This window comes from Jiella endophytica (genome assembly GCF_004519335.1).
GTDB classification, from domain to species: Bacteria; Pseudomonadota; Alphaproteobacteria; order Rhizobiales; family Rhizobiaceae; genus Jiella; species Jiella endophytica.
Map to the genome: position 1 here is coordinate 108,147 of NZ_SOZD01000006.1, position 18,684 is coordinate 126,830.

Here is an 18,684-nt window from a genome sequence, read left to right on the forward strand (position 1 = left end):
TGCCCCGGCCTGCGAATTTCGCCGGATCACCGGCGATCTCGACGACCGCATGCCACAGACAGAACTCGCAAGCGCCCGCCATCGTTGCGCCGGCGGATGATTTCCACCGCCGCAGCCGGAGATGTGTCAGTCGAGGTCCTCGATCCGGATCATCTGCGGATCGCCGCTGAGGTGGCCGTCCTTGGACAAGGCCTCCAGGGCCAGGCGAATCGCCGCCTCGGTGGTCTCGTGGGTGACGAGGATGACCGGCGCGGTGCCCTCGCCCTTGTGGTCAGCCTTTCGCTGGACGATCGATTCCAGCGAAATGCCGTTTTCCGCCATGCGGTTGGCGATCGAGGCGAAGGCCCCGACCCGGTCGTAGACGGCGAGCCGGATATAGTAGCCGCCCTCATGGGCGCGCATCCGTGCCCGCAGATAGGGCTGCAGCCGCGAAGGCGGCAGGCCGAGGGTGGGGGGCACGAAGCCGCCGGCAACGTCCATGATGTCGGAGAGCACGGCCGAGGCGGTGGCAGCGCCGCCGGCGCCGGGGCCTGCCAGCAGGATCGAGCCGAGCAGGTCGGAGTCCACCGCCACGGCATTGGTGACGCCGTCGACCTGCGCCAGAGCCGAACGCGCCGGGATCATCGCCGGATGCACCCGCTGCTCGATGCCGCTGTCGGTCTTCAGGGCGACAGCGAGCAGCTTGATGCGGTAACCGAGCTCCGTCGCCGCGGCGATGTCGTCGATGGTGATCTTCGAGATGCCCTCGATGAAGATGCTCTCGAGCGAGATCTCCGATCCGAAGGCGAGCGAGGTGAGGATCGCCAGCTTGTGGGCCGCATCGAAGCCGCCGATGTCGAAGGTCGGATCGGCTTCGGCATAGCCCAGCGCCTGGGCGTCCTTCAGGCAGGCGTCGAAGCCGATGCCCTCCTTCTCCATACGCGTCAGTATGTAATTGCAGGTGCCGTTGAGGATGCCGTAGACGCGATTCACCTCATTGGCCGAGAGCGCCTCGCGCATCGTCTTGATGGCGGGGATACCACCCGCGACGGCCGCCTCGAAGAGGATCTCGGTGCCGTTCTGCGCCGCCCGCTTCGCCAGCGCGACGCCGTGATGGGCGAGCAGCGCCTTGTTGGCGGTGACCACCGGAATGCCGCGGTCGAGCGCCGCCTCGACGGCGTCCCGAGCAATCCCGTCGGAGCCGCCGATCAGTTCGACGAAGGCGTCGATCTCGCCGTTCTGGGCAAGGTCCACCGCGTCGTCGAACCACGCCATGCCGTCCGTGTCGAAGCCGCGACGCCGGTCCCGGTCGCGGGCCGAGATCGCCGTCACCCGGATGCCGCGCCCGACGCGCTCGGCGAGAAGCTCGGCCTTTCGTTCGATCAGCTGCGCCACATTGGCGCCCACGGTGCCGAGCCCGACAATGCCCAGCCGCAATTCGGTTTTCATGACAAATCCGTCTCAGGGCATGGTGGCCGGGAGGCGCAAGGCCCGCCCGGCGACATCATGCGGCACAATAATCCGGCGAAAGGGGTCGCGTCCGGAACGAACGCGCCCTGCCCGTCAGCCGCCGGCGCGGCGCTCGATTACGAGCGTGCGCGCAGCGAGACGACGTTCTGCCCGTCTTCGGCGCCCGACGCAAGGAAGCGCCGGATGTTGCGGGCGGCCTGGCGGATGCGGTGCTCGTTCTCGACGAGGGCGATGCGCACATGGTCGTCGCCATGCTCGCCGAAACCGATGCCCGGCGCGACGGCGACCTGCGCCTCCTCGATCAGCAGCTTGGAGAACTCCAGCGAGCCGAGATGGCGGTAGGCCGGCGGGATCGGCGCCCAGGCGAACATCGTCGAGGCCGGCGGCGGCACGTCCCAGCCGGCCCGGCCGAAGGATTCGACGAGGACGTCGCGGCGCTTGCGATAGACGGTCCGCACCTCCTCGATGGCCGAATCGCCGCCGTTCAGCGCCGCCGTCGCCGCGACCTGGATCGGCGTGAAGGCGCCGTAGTCGAGATAGGACTTCACCCTTGCCAGCGCCGCGATCAGCCGCTCGTTGCCGACCGCAAAGCCGATGCGCCAGCCGGGCATCGAGAAGGTCTTCGACATCGAGGTGAATTCGACGGCGACATCCATCGCTCCCTCGACCTGGAGGATCGAGGGCGGCGGCACGTCGTCGAAATAGATCTCTGCATAGGCGAGGTCGGAAAGGACGATGATCTCGTTCTTGCGGGCGAAATCGACGATCTCGCGATAGAAGTCGAGGTCGGCGACATAGGCCGTCGGATTTGACGGATAGTTCAGGATGATCGCGATCGGCTTCGGGATCGAGTGGCGCACCGCCCGGTCGATCGCCGAGAAGAAGTCGCGGTCGGGCCGTGCCGGGATCGCCCGGATCGTGCCGCCGGCCATCAGGAAGCCGAAGGCGTGGATCGGATAGGTCGGGTTCGGGCACAGCACAACGTCGCCCGGCGCGGTGATCGCCTGGGCCATGTTGGCGAAGCCTTCCTTCGAGCCGAGCGTCGCGACCACCTGGGTCGCCGGATCGAGGGTGACGCCGAAGCGGCGCTTGTAGTAGCCGGCCTGGGCGCGCCTGAGGCCGGCAATGCCCTTCGATGCGGAATAGCGGTGGGTGCGCTGGTCCTGGATGACCTCGCACATCTTGTCGACGATGAACTGCGGCGTCGGCAGATCGGGATTGCCCATGCCGAGATCGATGATGTCGGCGCCGCCGGCGCGGGCCGCCGCCTTCAGCCGGTTGACTTCCTCGAAGACGTAAGGCGGCAGGCGCCGGACTTTATGAAATTCTTCCATGGTTCTCGTCCTCCGGCACCATGCCGGGAAAAGGGGCTACTGGCCGGCTTCGATCCGGCGCAGCACGTCGTCTGGCGAGCGGCTCGGCGTCTGCTTCGTGCCGACGGACACGCCACTGCCCGTCGGCCTGCTGGCCAGCGCCTCGTCGACGTCCTTCGCCTGCTGGCGCTTCAGCCGCTGCATCCTGGCGACCTCGGCCTCGTAGCCGCGCGACGAGGCGGCGCCCCGTCGGCGATAGGCGAGCGACGCCGCGCGCCGCTCTTGTGCCGCCACCGTCGCATCGTCGACCTGCGGCGCCGCAGCGTTCGGATAGGCGCCGAGCAGCGGATAGCCGTCCGGGCCGAGCCGCTGGCCGGAGCGACCCTCCGGCGGCACCGGCCGGTAGCTGACGGCCTCAGGCGCCATCGCCGCATCCTGGTAGGACTGGCAGCCGGCGAGCACCCCCGCTGCGACGACGGCGGCCAAGGCGCGCGGCATGATCCCTCCGGTCATCGTAACTGCCCTTCCCCAAGCGGCGGTTGCATCCGTCTGCCGGTCCATGCTCCCCAGCACGGGCACCGGCGTCGTCATCTTCGTCGCCGGCCATCCACCCCGATAGCCGTCGCCGATGGTGCGAAACCTGCCGCCCTCGGCCGAACGAGGTCGCAGGACACGCTTCTCATCCGTGACGCCTGTGTCATATCCTACAGATAACGCAATTACAAAGAAGAGCGCGTTCGTTTCATGTCGCCGTTGCAATAAAAGCGCTTGGAACCGAAGCGGAGTTCGGCCAGCAGGAGAGCGCCCTCAGAATGTCGCCCCGCTGCCCGATCGCAAGAGGGAGGAAAGACGACCATGGCCACCAAAGCCAGAAAGCCCGAATCCGAACCTTTCGACGTCAAGACGGACGAGTTCGTGGTCAAGGATCCCGAGGCCTTCGGCCGCAACATGGCCCGCATGCTGGAGCAGATCGGCAAGGCCGCGGCCGCCTGGGTGGCCCCGCGCGAGAAGGGCGACTATGTCGACGGCAGCCCGCTGCAGATGTCGGAGGTGATCCAGACCCTGTCGCGCGTCTCCGAATACTGGATGACCGATCCGGCCCGGGCGATGGAGGCGCAGACCAATCTCTTCGCCGGCTACCTCACCGTCTGGAACAATTCGATCCGCAAGCTCGCCGGCGAGACGCCCGAACAGCCCATCGAGGCGCCGCGCGGCGACAAGCGCTTTTCCGGCGAGGGCTGGAACGACCATCTGTTCTTCGACTTCATCCGGCAGACCTACCTCCTGACCACCCGCTGGGCCGACGATCTGGTCGAGCGCGCCGACGGGCTTGATCCGCATACCCGGCAGAAGGCGGCCTTCTACGTCCGGCAGATCTCCAACGCCCTGGCGCCGTCGAACTTCGTCATGACCAATCCGGAACTCTATCGCGAGACCGTCGCCTCGAACGGCGAGAATCTCGTCAAGGGCATGCGGATGTTCGCCGAGGACATGACGGCAGGCCACGGCAATCTCAGGCTTCGCCAGTCCGACTACACCAAATACGAGGTCGGCCGGGACATGGCGGTGACGCCCGGCAAGGTCGTCGCCGAAAACGAGCTCTGCCAGATCATCCAATATGCGCCAAAGACCGAGACGGTGTTCAAGCGGCCGCTGATGATCGTGCCGCCCTGGATCAACAAGTTCTACATCCTCGACCTCAACCCGGAAAAATCCTTCATCGGCTGGGCGGTCGAACAGGGGCTGACGGTCTTCGTCGTCTCTTGGGTCAATCCCGACGAGCGCCACGCCGAGAAGGACTGGCAGTCCTATATCGAGGAAGGTATCCGCTTCGGGCTCGACACGGTGGAAAAGGCCACCGGCGAGACGGAAGTGAACGCCGTCGGATACTGCGTCGGCGGCACGCTGCTCGGCGCCTCGCTCGCCTATCTCAAGGCAAAGGGCGACGAGCGGATCAAGTCGACCACCTTCCTCACCACCCAGATCGATTTCACCCATGCCGGCGACCTGAAGGTCTTCGTCGACGAGACTCAGTTGAAGACGCTCGAAAAGGCGATGGAGCAGAAGGGCTATTTGGAAGGCTCGCAGATGGCGACGGCCTTCAACCTGTTGCGGTCCGGCGATCTGATCTGGCCCTATTTCGTCAACAACTACCTGCGCGGCAAGGAGCCGCTGCCCTTCGACCTCCTCTACTGGAATGCCGATTCCACCCGCATGCCGAAGGCGAACCACCTGTTCTACCTGCGCAACTGCTATCTCGAGAATCGTCTCTCGCGCGGCAGGATGGAGATCGGCGGCGTCAGGCTCGACCTCTCGAAGGTGACGATGCCGATCTACAATCTCGCCACCAAGGAGGACCACATCGCGCCGGCGCGCTCGGCCTTCCTCGGCTGCCATGCCTTCGGCTCGAAGGCGCAATTCGTCCTCACCGGCTCCGGCCACATCGCCGGCGTCGTCAATCCGCCCGCCAAGAAGAAGTATCAGTTCTGGACCGGGCCGGCGCCGAAGGACGTCGGCAGCTTCGAGGACTGGCTCCTGGCGGCCAAGGAGACGCCGGGCTCGTGGTGGGGTCATTGGCTGGAATGGCTGAAGCCGCTCTCGGGTGATCAGGTCAAGGCACGCAAGCCCGGCGGGCGCAGGCTGAAGCCGATCGAGGACGCGCCGGGCCGCTACGTCCGGATCAAATCCTGAGACCATCGTCCTATTCGCTGTCGGCCTGCACCGTGAGCCACTGACACCGCGCTCCGCACCGACGGCGGCAAGGCCAATCGTTCGCCTTGCTGATTATACGCTGCTGTGACGGCGATCACAGAACGACCCCGGCCATTCAAGGCATCTGATCTCGCAGAGACACCTCTGACGAAGGATCAGGACGATGAACATGCAGCAAATCCCGGAAGCGGCCGTGCCACCCCGGGTCGACCCCCATACGCTGATGGACGACCCGCACACGAAACTGCGCCGCCTGCGGGAAGACCACGCGATCGTGTCTTTCGCCGACAACCACGTGCTGGCGCTGCGCGCCGAAGACGTCTTCGCGGCCCCCACCGATCCGCGCACCAAGCAGATCGACGGCATCGACTATGTCAGGCTGAACAAGATCCCGGCCGGCTACGTGGCGCGCCTGTTCGAGGACATCTTCCTGTTCGGCAACGACGAGACCCACAGGGCCAAGCGCGGCCTGTTCGCCCGGGCCTTCTCGTTCCAGAACATTCGTCGCCGGCAGACCGGCATCCGGGCCGTCGCCGAGGATATCGTCGCCGGACTGCCGCGCGGCGAGCCCTTCGACTTCGTGGAAGCCATGGCCGCGCGGCTTCCCGCCGAGATGATCGCCGATTTCCTCGGATTGCCGCGGCTCGATTCGCGCTACTTCGCCAGCCTCGTCTACGACGTCGCCATGGCGATCACGCCGATCTACCCGACCGCCATGCACGACACGATCGAGGCGGCGGCACGCGAACTCTTCACCTATATCGCCGATGCGCTGACCAGCCGGCTGAAAGCGCCGCAGGACGACCTTCTCTCGGCGATCATGGTCGACTGGCATGAAGACCCCGTCATCCCCTTCGACAGCCTTGTCCATCAGGTCATCGCCGTCATCATCGGCGGCACCGACACGACCAGAGCCGGCTTTGCCATGCTGGTGTCCCTGCTCCTTCAGCACCCGGAGCAGTGGGAAGCGGTGCAGCAGGATCATTCGCTGATCCCGGGCGCCGTCAGCGAGGCCCTGCGCTACGATCCGCCGGTCGGAACGATCACCCGGCTCGTCACCGCCCCCCTCGAGATCGGCGGGTTCCGGCTGCAGAAGGGCACCATCCTCAAGGTCAGCGTGCTTTCGGCCCTGCGTGACCCGGCGGCCTACGCGCAGCCCGACGAGTTCGACATCCACCGCACCGATCATCCGCGGCTTCATCCGATCTTCGGCAACGGTCCGCACCGCTGCATCGGCGAGGTGCTGGCCAAGCTGGAAATGCAGGAGGCCCTGGCCGCCCTGGTCTCGGCCGCGCCGGACATCAGGCTGATCGACGTGCCGACGATGATCGGTTTCGGCGGCATCCGGCAGATCACCAGGATGACGACGAAGATCGACTGATCGGGGGCGCCTGTCTCCGATTGCGGCGGATATCAACAACGGCTATACGGACGGCGTGGGTTCGGGACACCCGCCGTCCGCAGGCTTTGGCCATGGTGAAGCTCCCGATATCACGGTCGATCGCTCTCGCTGGGCATCGCTGGCCGGTGGCAATGCGGATAACCACCGATGGCCGTGACGCGATGCCGGAAAAGAGCATCCGACATGACAATACCACCCCTGCCCTCGCTGCCGGTCCTGAAGGAACAGGCAAGGCGCCTTCGCGCCTCGCTGAACGAAGCCGGCCAGCCGACCACGCACTGCCGTGCACTGGAGCTCATCGCCCACCAGCACGGCTTTCATGACTGGAACACCCTGCATGCCCGGATCGGCAATCGGCCGGCGCTGTCGCCCTATACAATCGGTGCGCGGGTCGCCGGATCCTATCTCGGCCAGCGCTTTTCCGGCGAGGTGATCGCCGCCAGCGCGTTCGAGTCGGACCCGACCCGCATCCGGCTGACGTTGAAGTTCGACGAGCCGGTGGACGTCGTCACCTTCGACAGCTTCTCGGCCTTCAGGCACCGCGTGAACTGCATCGTCGACGACACCGGCCGCAGCCGCGAGAAGACCTCCGACGGCCGGCCGCATGTGGAACTTGCCTGGTAGCACCACGGCAGACCAGAACGGCGGGCGTCTCGGTGCTTCGGCCCCCGAAGGTCCGGACGCCCGCGACCTTGCAGTCGTCGCGCGGCGCCATCAACGCGGCGACACAGATCCATCCGCAACGATACGCCATAAGCCGAGGTCCGATTGACCCGCCGGCGCCGCGCGGCTAACCGCCAGCGATGCAGTTTCCCTCGCCTTTGATTCCCGGCCGCCTGATCCAGCGCTACAAGCGCTTCCTCGCCGATGTCGACATCGACGGCGCGGTCGTCACCGTCCACTGCCCCAATCCCGGCGCGATGCTGGGGCTGAAGGCGCCGGGCTCGAGGGTCTGGCTGTCGCGCTCGCCGAACCTCAAGCGCAAGCTTCCCCTCACCCTCGAAATCATCGAGGCGGATGACGGTCTCGTCGGCATCAATACCGGCCTGCCCAACCGCCTCGCCGAGGAGGCGATCGCCGCAGGGCTCGTTCCCGCCCTTGCAGGTCTCGGCACGGCGCGGCGGGAGGTGCGCTATGCCGCCGCCTCGCGGGTCGACCTTCTTTACGAGGAGCCGGGCGGCAGGCCGGTCTATGTCGAGGTGAAGAACGTCCATCTGATGCGAGAGCCCGGGCTCGCCGAATTTCCCGACTGCGTCACCACGCGCGGAGCCCGCCATCTCGATGATCTTGCCGCCGAGGTCGAGGCCGGCAACCGCGCGGTGATGCTCTATGTGATCCAGCGGACCGACTGCGACCGCCTCGCCTTCGCCGCCGATCTCGACCCGGCCTATGCAGCGGGCTTTGCCGCAGCGAGGCGCCGAGGGGTTGAAGCCTGCGCCGTTCGGTGCGACATCAGCCTTGAGGGGATCACCCCGGTCAGCACACTTCCGATCGTCGAGCAACCATGACAACCTATCTCGAGGCCGAGGCGAACCCGATCCGCAACACCGGCGCCATCCGGATCTACGGCCCCGAGGCCTTTGCGGGAATGCGCCGGGCCTGCCAGCTCACCGCCCGCTGCCTCGACGCGCTCGCCGAAATCGTCGTCCCCGGCGTCACCACCCAGACGATCGACGACTTCGTCGCGCAGTTCGCACTCGACAACGACACCGTCTCGGCGACGCTGAACTACCGGGGCTATCCGAAGAGCGTCTGCACCTCGATCAACCATGTCGTCTGCCACGGCATTCCCAACGACAAGCCGCTGAAGGAAGGCGACATCGTCAATATCGACGTCACCTTCGTGGTCGACGGCTGGCACGGCGATTCCTCGCGCATGTATCCGGTCGGCAAGCTGAAGCGGGCGGCCGAGCGGCTCTGCGAGGTCACCTACCGCTCGCTCCTCGTCGGTATCGAGGCGGTGAAGCCCGGCGGCCACATCGGCGACATCGGCGAGGCGATCCAGACCTATGCCGAGAGCGAGCGCTGCTCGGTGGTCCGCGATTTCTGCGGCCACGGCGTCGGCAAGCTGTTCCACGACGCGCCGAACATCCTGCATTACGGCCGGCGCGGCGAAGGGCCGGAGATGAAGCCGGGCATGATCTTCACCATCGAGCCGATGATCAATCTCGGCCGCCCGCATGTGAAGATCCTCAATGACGGCTGGACCGCCGTCACGAGGGACCGCACCCTTTCGGCCCAGTACGAGCACTCGCTCGGCGTTACCGAGGAGGGCTGCGAGGTCTTCACCTTCTCGCCCGGCGGCCTCGACACGCCGGGGATCGACTTCCAGCGCGAACCCGCCGCGACCGCCTAGGCGCCGCCATGACAGCCTCCGGCGAAAGCAGCGACGACGAGCTTTCCGACGCCGGAGCGGCCGGCCTTCCCGGCCTCGAGGAGCCGCTGCAGCGCGGCGACGTGCAGCAACGCCCCGGGGCGCCGCGCCATCACGATGGCCACCGCGACAGGCTGCGCGAGCGCTTTTCCCAGGCAGGAGCGGACGCTCTCGCCGACTACGAGCTGCTCGAACTCATCCTGTTTCGCACCATCCCACGCCGGGACGTCAAGCCCATCGCCAAGGCGCTGATCGCCCGGTTCGGCTCGCTCGGCGAGGTGCTCGGGGCGCCGCACAAGCGGCTGACGGAGGTTGCCGGCGTCAAGGATGCCGTCGCCCTCGATCTCCAGGTCGTCGCGGCGATCAACCGCCGGGCGATGCGCTCCGCCGTCCGCCAGCGCGAGGTCCTCTCTTCCTGGTCGGCGGTCATCGACTACTGCACCGCCCAGATGGCCCATGAGGCGCGCGAACAGTTCCGCATCCTCTTCCTCGACAAGAAGAACGCGCTGATCTCCGACGAGGTGCTGGGCACCGGCACCGTCGACCACACGCCGGTCTATCCGCGCGAAGTGGTGCGCCGGGCGCTGGAGCTGAATGCCACCGCGATCATCCTCGTCCACAATCACCCCTCGGGAGACCCAACGCCGTCGCGCGCCGACATCGACATGACCCGGACGATCATGGAAACGGCAAAGCCCCTCGGCATCGCCCTCCACGACCACCTTATTGTCGGCAAGAACGGCCATGCCAGCCTGAAGGGGCTGAAGCTGATCTGACGTCACGGCGGGCGCAGGCTCGCCTCATGACCGGGCTACCTCGCCGACCTCACCCGCGCGGCTTGTAGACGTGCTCATCGGCGGGAAATGCCCGCTCCCGCACCTCGCCGGCATAGTCCGACACCGCCTTGCTCACCGCCTCGCCGATCGCCCCGTAGCGCTTGACGAAGCGCGGCACCCGGTCGGTCAGCCCCAGCATGTCGTTGATGACGAGGATCTGGCCATCGCAGGCGCTGGAGGCGCCGATGCCGATCGTCGGTATGCTGACGGTTCTCGTGATCTCCTCGGCGAGCGGTGCAACGACGCCTTCGACCACGACGGCGAAGGCCCCCGCCTCGGACACGGCGACCGCATCGCCGAGGATCTTTTCCCTTGCGGCGGCGTCGTGGCCCTGGCTCCTGAAGCCGCCGAGCGCATTCACCGCCTGCGGCGTCAGCCCGACATGGGCCATCACCGGGATGCCCCTTGCGGCGAGAAAGCCGATCGTCTCGGCCATATGCGCCCCGCCCTCGAGCTTAACCGCGCCGCAGCCGGTCTCGGCCATCAGTCGCGCTGCCGACCGGAACGCCGCCTCGGGCGAAGCCTCGTAGCTGCCGAAGGGCATGTCGACGACGATCAGCGACATGGCCGTCGAGCGCACCACCGCGCGGCCATGGGCGATCATCAGTTCGAGCCCGACACCGAGTGTCGAGTCCATGCCGTGCTCGACCATGCCGAGGCTGTCGCCGACGAGGATGAAGTCGACCAACGGATCGACCAGCGGCGCGAAGGCGGCGTTGTAGGCGGTGAGCGAGACGATCGGCGTGCCGCCCTTTCGGGCCTGGATCTCCGGCGCCGTGCGGCGTCTTGCGGGTTTCTGCGCACTCATCGGCCGGCACTTTCCTCGGGTCGCGCCTCGCGCTGGTCGATCAGCAGGACCGGACCGACCTCGGCCGTCACCAGAAGCACCACCGGCCGGTCGATCCGCTCGACGGCCGCGAGGTCGCGGACGTCGCAGATGTCGAGCGAGCGCAGCGCGACCCCGGACTCGGCATCGATCATCTGCCGCATCACGGCGTATACCCGCGCGGCATCGCTCTCCCCCGCGGACACCAGAGCGGCGCCCTTTCCCAGCGCTGCGGAAAGAACCCGCGCCGCCCGCCGGTTCTCCTCTGATAGCCGGACATTGCGGGACGACATGGCGAGCCCGTCTTCCTCACGCACCGTCGGCACGCCGACGATCTCGATCGGAAAATTGAGGTCCCGCACCATCCTGCGGATGACCGTCAGCTGCTGGAAATCCTTCTCGCCGAAATAGGCCCTCGTCGGCTGGACGATGTTGAACAGCTTGGCGACCACCGTCGCGACGCCGGTGAAGTGGCCCGGCCGCACCTTGCCGATCAGCATCTCGCCGAGCGGCTTCAGCGAAATCGAGGTCGCGAGCGGCTCCGGATACATTGCCTCGACGCCCGGCGTGAACACGGCATCGACGCCAGCTTCCCGCAATAGCTGAAGATCGCGCTCCATGTCGCGGGGATAGCTGGAGAAATCCTCGTTCGGACCGAACTGTGTCGGGTTGACGAAGATCGACACCACGACGTGGTCGTTCTCCGCCCTCGCGCGGCGGACGAGCTCCAGATGGCCGGCATGCAGGAAGCCCATGGTCGGCACCAGGCCGATGGTCTTTCCAGTCCTCCTGCCAGCGTCGAGCGCTGCCCTGAGCTCAGCAACTGTCTCGTATCGTTCCACGGGTCTTCGTCCGTTTCCTCGCCGAGACGGGGTTCTATCGGCAAGCGGGGCGAAGCGAAAGGTCCGATCCGTTCCGCTTTCGCCCCTGACCGGAGCGAAAAACCGCCAATCATCGATAGCGCTGATGGCAGCGATCGGAAATCGGCGTTTCATGCCGGACGCGGCATGCAGTATCAGAGAACTCCCAGTTCCGGTCCGAAGGTCGACCCGCCATGACTGCCATTTCTTCCCGCGATCGCTCGGAGAGCGGCGCGCTCCTCGCCATCGGCGCCGGCTGCCTGATCGCGCTGCTCACCTTCGGCCCGCGCTCGGCGATCGGCTTCTTCCAGATCCCGATGCTGACCGACACCGGCTGGAGCCGCGACGAATTCGCCATCGCCATCGCCATCCAGAATCTCTGCTGGGGCGCGGGCCAGCCGCTGTTCGGAGCGATCGCCGACAAATGGGGCACCGCCCGCGTCCTGATTCTCTCGGGCCTCCTCTATGCTGCCGGCCTCGCGCTCACCGCCGTCGCCCCCTCGCCCTTCTTCCTCACCATCGGCTCCGGCGTCCTCGTCGGCCTCGGCGTTGCCGCCGGCTCCTTCGGCATCGTTCTTGCCGCCTTCGCAAGGCGGGTCAGCGCCGAGCAGCGCTCCTTCGTCTTCGGCCTCGGCACGGCAGCAGGCTCGGCCGGCATGTTCCTCTTCGCACCGCTCTCCCAGGCGCTGATCGACAGCTACGGCTGGTCCGATGCTCTCATGGTTCTGTCGGCGATGATGCTCCTCGTGCCGCTTCTCTCGTTTGCCCTGCGCGGCAACAGCCGGGTGACGCGGGACCTGAAGCCCGAGATCGAGCAGACCATGGGCGCGGCGCTGACCGAGGCCTTCGCGACGAAGAGCTACCTGCTGCTCACCGCCGGCTTCTTCGTCTGCGGCTTTCAGGTCGCCTTCATCACCGCGCATTTCCCGGCCTTCCTCGCCGATATCGGCATCGCGCCGAAATGGGCGGTGGTGTCGATGGCACTGATCGGCTTCTTCAACATCATCGGATCGATCTCCTCGGGAATCATCGGCCAGCGGGTTTCGAAGCCGCATTTCCTCGCCTGGATCTATGTCGCCCGCTCGATCGTGGTGACGGTGTTCCTGCTGACGCCGATCACCCCGGCGACGGTGGTGATCTTCGCCGTTGTCATGGGGCTTCTCTGGCTATCCACCGTGCCGCCGACCAATTCCCTGGTCGCGATCATGTTCGGCACGAAATATCTCGGACTGCTCGGCGGCCTCGTTTTCCTTTCGCACCAGATCGGCTCGTTCCTCGGCGTCTGGCTGGGCGGCTACATGTTCGAGAAGAACGGCTCCTACGACGCGGTCTGGTGGCTCGGCGTCGTCCTCGGCCTCGTCGCGGCGCTGATGCACTGGCCGATCCGCGAGACACCGGTGGAGCGGCCGGCGCTAGCGGTGTGAGAACAGGTAGACAGCGGCCAGAACGTATCTTATGATGATACCATGTTGGTGTTGCCGTGATCCGTTCTTGGAAAGGCCGCACGATCGAACTGCTGGCAGCAGGTCGATCGGTGAAAGGCTTTCCAGTAGAGCTCATACGGCCAGCCCAGCGAAAACTCCGCTACTTGGCAGATGCGGCACGGCTCAGCGATTTGGCAGTACCTCCTGGCAACCGCTTGGAGGCTCTCAAGGGTGATCGAAGCGGCCAGTATTCGATCCGGGTCAACGATCAGTGGCCCATTTGCTTTCGGTGGACCGACGAGGGAGCCGAGGACATCGAGATCGTCGACTACCACTGAAGGAATGGCTACCTGAACAAGAGCGAGCCTTTGCAATGGATCTGAAACTACCGCTCATCCATCCTGGTGAGATTTTGCGGGAGGATTTTCTAGTGCCGCTCGCAATTACTCCGTACGGGCTAGCGAAAGCACTGCACATTCCGCGAACCCGGATCGAACGGCTGGCCCGCGAGGAGACGCCGGTCACCGTCGATACTGCCTTGCGGCTGGCGCGCTATTTCGACACGACTCCGGAGTTGTGGCTGAACCTCCAGAGATCATACGACCTGCAACTGGAAACCGATCGCAAATACGACGAGATCGCGGCGATCATTCCTCGACGGACAGATTCCGCAGCGGCCTGAGGCCATCCTTCTCCAGCGCCGCCAGCAGCCCGTGCCGCGCCTCGGGCTCTTTGATGCCGCGCGGCCCAAAGACGTTACGGGCAAGGAAATAGCCGGTCAGGCGAAACGCCTCCTGCAGTTCCCCCGCCCCCTCCTCGCCGCCCTCTGCCGCCAGGAACGCCGGCAGCGGCAGCAGCTTCTCCGCCCATGGGGCGCCCGCCTCGCGGCTGACGGCGCGGCCGGTGCGCGGCGAGACATAGGTGAGGTCGGTCGTCTGGCCGGTCGCCGCGCATTGCGTCAGATCCAGCCCGAATCCCAGCTCTTCCAGAAGCGCGATCTCGAAGCGCAGCATCAGGGCGGCTGCGGCCTGCGGCTCGGCGAGATGCTCGATGAGAACGGCGAGCCCGTCATAGAGCCGCGGATGCGGGTCGCGCTCGGGAAGCAGCCTCAGATGCGCCGCAGCGAGTTGCACGGCGTTCAGCGCCGCAGCGCTTTCGATCAGCGAGGCAGCGCGCAGCGTCAGCGGCTCGAGGACGAAGGTGCCCATATGCTCGTCGAGCCGCGCCCGCCAATGCGCCTCGACGCTGTTTCCCGGCTGCAGAACCGGCTGCTGGCGGCGCGAGCGCCCGCCGCGCACGATGCCGAGATGCCGCCCGCGTGACCTTGTCATCACCTCGGCGATGACGCTGGTCTCGCCATGGCGCCGGACGCCGAGAACGATCGCTTCCTCACGCCATTCCATAACTTTGGCCCATGATCTGGCCCATGACCTCGCCGGGCCTGCCGTCAGCTCGAAAAATCGAGCCCCATTTCCCGGTAGCGCTCCGGGTCGTCGCCCCAGTTCTCGCGCACCTTCACGAAGAGGAAGAGGTGCACCTTCTGGTCCGCCGCCTCCATGATCTCCTCGCGGGCGGCCTTGCCGATCGCCTTGATCGTCTCGCCCTTGTAGCCGAGAACGATGGCCTTCTGGCTGTCGCGCTCGACATAGATCGTCTGCTCGATCCTGACCGAGCCGTCGGCCCGGGTCTCCCAAAGCTCGGTCTCGACATGGCTCGAATAGGGCAGTTCCTGGTGCAGCCGCAGATAGAGCTTCTCGCGGGTGATCTCGGCGGCGAGCTGGCGGAGCGGCAGGTCGGAGACCTGATCTTCCGGATAGTACCAGGGGCCTTCGGGCAGCGTCGCGGCGAGCCAGTCCATCAGGTCGGCGCAGCCCGAGCCGTCGAGCGCCGAGATCATGAACACCTTGTCGAATTCGGCCCTGTCGGTGATCTCCTTGGTCAGGCCGAGCAGCCTGTCGCGCTGGATGCGGTCGACCTTGTTGAGAAGCAGCGCCTTCGTCGCCTTGGTGTCCTTCAGACGCTCGAGGATCCGCTCGACATCCTCGCTGACGCCCCGCTCGGAATCGACGATCGCCATGACGATGTCGGCGTCTCTCGCGCCAGACCAGGCGGTCTTCACCATCGCCCGGTCGAGCCGGCGCTTCGGCTTGAAGACGCCCGGCGTGTCGACGAAGACGATCTGAGTATCGCCATGGGTGGCAATGCCGCGCACCAGCGCCCGGGTCGTCTGGACCTTGTGGGTGACGATCGTCACCTTGGTGCCGACGAGCTGGTTGACGAGGGTGGACTTGCCGGCATTCGGCGCGCCGATCAGCGCGACGAAGCCCGAGCGCCGTCCCCCACCGCCCGTCGCCGTGTCGGCACCGGCCTCTGCCGATTGCGATCTGTCTTCGCCCGTCTCGCTCAATCCCTGTCCTTCCAGACACCTTCGCGCCGCAAAACGGCGGCCGCGGCTTCCTGCTCGGCGATCCGTTTCGAGCGCCCCTGCCCTTCGGCGGGCGCGACGCCCTCGACCACCACGCGGATGGTGAAGACCGGCTCGTGGTCGGGCCCCGAGCGGTCGATCGTTTCGTAGCGCGGCGGCGTCGGGCCGCTCTGATGCGCCCATTCCTGCAGCGCCGTCTTCGGGTCGCGCCTGGCGATGACGTCGGCGTCGAGCCGCTCGCCCCAGTGGCGGACGATGAAGTCGCGGGCGGTCTCCAGCCCTTCGCCGAGATAGATGGCGGCGATCAGCGACTCGACGAGGTCGGCACGGATATTGCGCGTGCGGTCGCCCTTCAGCTTCTTCAGGTCGCTGCCCTGGCGCACATAGTCGAAAAGGCCGATCTGATCGGCGATCTCGGCGCAGGCCTCGGCGCTGACGAGCGCATTGAGGCGCAGCGACAATTCGCCCTCGTCGGCCTCGGGAAACTGGCCGAACAGCCGCTCGGCGATGACGAGACCAAGCACCCTGTCGCCGAGAAATTCCAGCCGCTCATAGCTCTTGGTCGCGCCGTCGCCCTGCAGGCTCGCATGGGTCAGTGCCCGTTCGAACCGCTCGCGGTCGCGGATCGGAACGCCGATCGTCTCGGCGAGAGCGTCGAGGGTCTTTTCCCGCTTCACCCGAGCCATGTGAAGAAGCGGCCCGGTCTCAGGTCGCTCGGCCATTTCCAGATCTCGAGCGGCGAGACGTCGTCCTTGATCGAGAAGAAGATCACCCGCGCCTTGCCGACCAGATTCTCGAAGGGCACGTAGCCGACGTCGAATCGGCTGTCGAGCGAGTTGTCGCGGTTGTCGCCCATCATGAAATAGTGGTCCGCCGGCACGACGAATTCGCGGGTGTTGTCGCCCGGCGAGTTCGGCGACAGGTCCAGCGTGATGTAGGAGACGCCATTCGGCAGCGTCTCGCGATATTGCTGCGCCTTCGCCCCGTCTTCGAAGTTGAACTCGCCCGCCGGCTCGCGCGGCACGGCCTTGCCATTGAGGTAGAGCACGCCCTCGCGCACCTGGATGTGGTCGCCCGGCAATCCGACGAGACGCTTGATGTAGTCGACGTCTTCCTCATGCGGCTTGCGGAAGACGACGACGTCGCCGCGATGCGGCTGGAAGGCGAGAACCCGGCCCTCGAACAGGTCCGGCGAGAAGGGCAGCGAATATTTCGAGAAGCCGTAGCTCCATTTCGACACGAACAGATAGTCGCCGACGAGCAGCGTCGGCATCATCGATCCGGACGGGATGGAAAACGGCTGGAACAGGAAGGTGCGGATGACGAGCGCCAGGATCAGCGCCTGGATGATGACCTTGACGGTCTCGCCGAAGCCGCCCTTTTCCGTCCGTTCGGCCTGGTCGACCATCAATTATCTCTTCTAGCCAGTTCACCGTTGCGCGGCCCGGCCGCAGAGCGCCTTCTACCCACTTGATTGCCGCCCCGCAACGGCGGGAGGATCAAACTTTGTCCGGCTGCGGGCGGACCTGCCCCTTGCAGCTCGGAGCCGGAGTCTCGCCGCGTCCTGCCAGCCGCCCGACCAGCCGCTGCGGCTGCTGCGGCCCCCGGTTGCGCGCCGCCGCGATCTTCCGCCTGCGATGGGCCTGGAAGCTGACGACGGCCGAGCGAACGATGACGTAGGCGATGCCGCCGGCAATCAGTCCGAGCGGGATCGAACCGATCAGCATCGGCTTCACCACCGGGTCCCAGATGGCAAGGAGGTTCCAGGGCGACAGCGCGGATTCGAAGGCGACCGGATGGGCGGCCGCGCTGCTTCCGCGCTGTGACAGCGTGATGCCGAGTTCGTAGGTCGCCCCCCAGATGAAGGGGAAGGTGGCGGGGTTGCCGACCGCCGTTCCGAGCGCGGCCGCCGCCATGTTGCCGGCGATCAGATAGGCGATCGCGAAGGCCAGCATGAAATGGAAGCCGACAAAGGGCGTGAAGGAGGCCATCGTCCCGGCGGCAAATCCGGCGGCGACGGCGTGAGGCGCCGCGTCGAGCCGGACGACGCGCTTGACGAAATAGCGATAGGAGCGCCGGAACGACCGTCGCGGCCAAAGCAGGGCGCCAATCCGCGCCCAGCGCCCTTCGGGCTCGCGCCGTCGAAACAACATCGCCGCTCGGTTCTCCCGGGACACTCGTCGATCCGTCGGCCGCCGCGCCGAGGTGGCGGCGAAGCCTGCGGGCCGACGGATTTCGCTCTGCCAGTTGCGTCCCCAAGCGGAAGCTTAGCGCATCCCATTGCGGCGAAAAACCTTTCGGCGGCACAGGAAAGCGATTCACGACTTCGTCACGACCGGGTACATCACCGCAGTCGCACAACCGATGCCGGACAGCCCTCGACGCGCCGCGCCCGACCCTATCGGCGACCGGCCGGCCCGCCGGCCGGCTCGGATCGGCGCCTCAGAGCGACCGGCTGCCCGGTTTGACCGGCGGGATCGCGGCGAGCTCCGGCGGCAGCGCGTCGGCCGGATAGGCCGGGACCTCGTATTCGGCGAGCGCGATCAGCGGCACGCCGACATCCGCCTTGCCGGCCGAGCGATCGATGATGCAGGCGGCCGCCACCACGTCGGCGCCGAGATCCCGCATGCAGGTCACCGTCTCGCGGATCGACAGGCCGGTGGTGACGATATCCTCGACGATGACGACGCGCGCGCCCGGCTCGATCTCGAAGCGCCGCAGCCGGAAGACGCCGTTCTCGCGCTCCACCCAGATCGCCGGTGCGCCGAGATGGCGGGAGGTCTCATAGGCCGGAATCAGGCCGCCGACCGCCGGCCCGACGACGAAGTCGATCTTCCCCGTCACCGCCGCGCGAATGCGCTCCGCGAGCGCCCGGCAGAGCGTCTCGGTGAGGTCCGGATGCATGAACACCCTCGCCTTCTGCAGGAACACCGGGCTCCTGAGGCCAGAGGTCAGGATGAAATGGCCTTCCAGATAGGCTCCCGCCTTCCGGAAGATGTCGAGGACGTCCTCGTTGGTCATGGTCACTCCACTCGTCGTCGCAAGGTCGTCGTTAGAGGCGGC

At 66.4% G+C, this 18,684-nt stretch carries 20 protein-coding genes; 9 read left to right on the forward strand and 11 right to left on the reverse strand.

Annotated features, from left to right (window positions below):
- Positions 1 to 126: 126 nt before the first annotated feature.
- From E3C22_RS18840 to E3C22_RS18850, 3 genes are all read right to left on the reverse strand, one after another.
- Positions 127 to 1,428: a homoserine dehydrogenase gene (locus E3C22_RS18840; RefSeq protein WP_134763427.1), complete on the reverse strand. Its 1,302-nt coding sequence runs from the start codon at positions 1,426 to 1,428 to the stop codon at positions 127 to 129.
- 137 nt (positions 1,429 to 1,565) lie between these two features.
- Positions 1,566 to 2,783 (reverse strand): LL-diaminopimelate aminotransferase, encoded by a 1,218-nt coding sequence (locus E3C22_RS18845; protein ID WP_134763428.1) that lies wholly within the window; start codon positions 2,781 to 2,783, stop codon positions 1,566 to 1,568.
- Between the two features lie 36 nt (positions 2,784 to 2,819).
- Positions 2,820 to 3,260, reverse strand: coding sequence for a hypothetical protein (locus E3C22_RS18850; RefSeq protein ID WP_134763429.1), 441 nt, complete (start codon positions 3,258 to 3,260; stop codon positions 2,820 to 2,822).
- 357 nt (positions 3,261 to 3,617) lie between these two features.
- On the opposite strand from E3C22_RS18850, the gene phaC reads away from it, so the two are divergent.
- The 6 genes from phaC to radC all read left to right on the forward strand — a co-directional run bounded on the left by phaC (position 3,618) and on the right by radC (position 10,026).
- Positions 3,618 to 5,453, forward strand: a complete 1,836-nt coding sequence (gene phaC / locus E3C22_RS18855; protein ID WP_134763430.1) for a class I poly(R)-hydroxyalkanoic acid synthase — start codon at positions 3,618 to 3,620, stop codon at positions 5,451 to 5,453.
- A 184-nt stretch (positions 5,454 to 5,637) separates the two neighbouring features.
- On the forward strand, positions 5,638 to 6,855 hold the full coding sequence (locus E3C22_RS18860) for a cytochrome P450 (protein ID WP_134763431.1): 1,218 nt from the start codon (positions 5,638 to 5,640) through the stop codon (positions 6,853 to 6,855).
- Positions 6,856 to 7,059: 204 nt separating this feature from the next.
- Positions 7,060 to 7,500 carry a glyoxalase superfamily protein gene (locus E3C22_RS18865; RefSeq protein WP_134763432.1) on the forward strand — a complete coding sequence of 147 codons (441 nt, stop codon included), beginning with the start codon at positions 7,060 to 7,062 and terminating at the stop codon, positions 7,498 to 7,500.
- Between the two features lie 179 nt (positions 7,501 to 7,679).
- Positions 7,680 to 8,384, forward strand: a complete 705-nt coding sequence (sfsA, locus tag E3C22_RS18870; RefSeq protein ID WP_134763433.1) for a DNA/RNA nuclease SfsA — start codon at positions 7,680 to 7,682, stop codon at positions 8,382 to 8,384.
- Positions 8,381 to 9,232, forward strand: coding sequence for a type I methionyl aminopeptidase (gene map, locus E3C22_RS18875; RefSeq protein ID WP_134763434.1), 852 nt, complete (start codon positions 8,381 to 8,383; stop codon positions 9,230 to 9,232). The genes sfsA and map overlap by 4 nt, the downstream gene beginning before the upstream one ends.
- Before the next feature lie 8 nt (positions 9,233 to 9,240).
- Entirely contained in the window at positions 9,241 to 10,026 is a 786-nt protein-coding gene (radC, locus tag E3C22_RS18880; RefSeq protein ID WP_134763435.1) for a RadC family protein, read from the forward strand.
- 49 nt (positions 10,027 to 10,075) lie between these two features.
- On the opposite strand, the gene panB is transcribed toward radC, so the two are convergent.
- Both panB and panC read right to left on the reverse strand, forming a co-directional pair.
- Positions 10,076 to 10,894 (reverse strand): 3-methyl-2-oxobutanoate hydroxymethyltransferase, encoded by an 819-nt coding sequence (gene panB / locus E3C22_RS18885; RefSeq protein ID WP_134763436.1) that lies wholly within the window; start codon positions 10,892 to 10,894, stop codon positions 10,076 to 10,078.
- Positions 10,891 to 11,754 (reverse strand): pantoate--beta-alanine ligase, encoded by an 864-nt coding sequence (gene panC, locus E3C22_RS18890; protein WP_134763437.1) that lies wholly within the window; start codon positions 11,752 to 11,754, stop codon positions 10,891 to 10,893. Before panC ends, panB begins: the two co-directional genes overlap by 4 nt.
- Positions 11,755 to 11,966: 212 nt before the next feature.
- On the opposite strand from panC, the gene E3C22_RS18895 reads away from it, so the two are divergent.
- The 3 genes from E3C22_RS18895 to E3C22_RS18905 all read left to right on the forward strand — a co-directional run bounded on the left by E3C22_RS18895 (position 11,967) and on the right by E3C22_RS18905 (position 13,878).
- The gene (locus E3C22_RS18895) at positions 11,967 to 13,196 is read left to right on the forward strand and encodes an MFS transporter (protein WP_134763438.1); all 1,230 of its coding nucleotides are present in this window, start codon (positions 11,967 to 11,969) and stop codon (positions 13,194 to 13,196) included.
- A gap of 110 nt (positions 13,197 to 13,306) precedes the next feature.
- Positions 13,307 to 13,534, forward strand: coding sequence for a type II toxin-antitoxin system RelE/ParE family toxin (locus E3C22_RS18900; RefSeq protein WP_342635633.1), 228 nt, complete (start codon positions 13,307 to 13,309; stop codon positions 13,532 to 13,534).
- Positions 13,535 to 13,569: 35 nt separating this feature from the next.
- Entirely contained in the window at positions 13,570 to 13,878 is a 309-nt protein-coding gene (locus tag E3C22_RS18905) for a HigA family addiction module antitoxin (RefSeq protein WP_134763440.1), read from the forward strand.
- Here E3C22_RS18905 and recO read toward each other — a convergent pair.
- From recO to pyrE, 6 genes are all read right to left on the reverse strand, one after another.
- Positions 13,844 to 14,599, reverse strand: a complete 756-nt coding sequence (recO, locus tag E3C22_RS18910; protein WP_134763441.1) for a DNA repair protein RecO — start codon at positions 14,597 to 14,599, stop codon at positions 13,844 to 13,846. The genes E3C22_RS18905 and recO overlap by 35 nt on opposite strands.
- A 44-nt stretch (positions 14,600 to 14,643) precedes the next feature.
- Positions 14,644 to 15,603, reverse strand: coding sequence for a GTPase Era (gene era / locus E3C22_RS18915; RefSeq protein WP_134763442.1), 960 nt, complete (start codon positions 15,601 to 15,603; stop codon positions 14,644 to 14,646).
- Positions 15,600 to 16,343 carry a ribonuclease III gene (gene rnc, locus E3C22_RS18920; protein WP_245515069.1) on the reverse strand — a complete coding sequence of 248 codons (744 nt, stop codon included), beginning with the start codon at positions 16,341 to 16,343 and terminating at the stop codon, positions 15,600 to 15,602. The genes era and rnc overlap by 4 nt, the downstream gene beginning before the upstream one ends.
- Positions 16,295 to 17,029 carry a signal peptidase I gene (lepB, locus tag E3C22_RS18925; RefSeq protein WP_134763443.1) on the reverse strand — a complete coding sequence of 245 codons (735 nt, stop codon included), beginning with the start codon at positions 17,027 to 17,029 and terminating at the stop codon, positions 16,295 to 16,297. The genes rnc and lepB overlap by 49 nt, the downstream gene beginning before the upstream one ends.
- A gap of 91 nt (positions 17,030 to 17,120) precedes the next feature.
- Entirely contained in the window at positions 17,121 to 17,774 is a 654-nt protein-coding gene (locus E3C22_RS18930) for a DUF2062 domain-containing protein (protein ID WP_134763444.1), read from the reverse strand.
- Between the two features lie 289 nt (positions 17,775 to 18,063).
- Positions 18,064 to 18,642, reverse strand: coding sequence for an orotate phosphoribosyltransferase (pyrE, locus tag E3C22_RS18935; protein WP_134763632.1), 579 nt, complete (start codon positions 18,640 to 18,642; stop codon positions 18,064 to 18,066).
- Between the last annotated feature and the right edge of the window lie 42 nt (positions 18,643 to 18,684).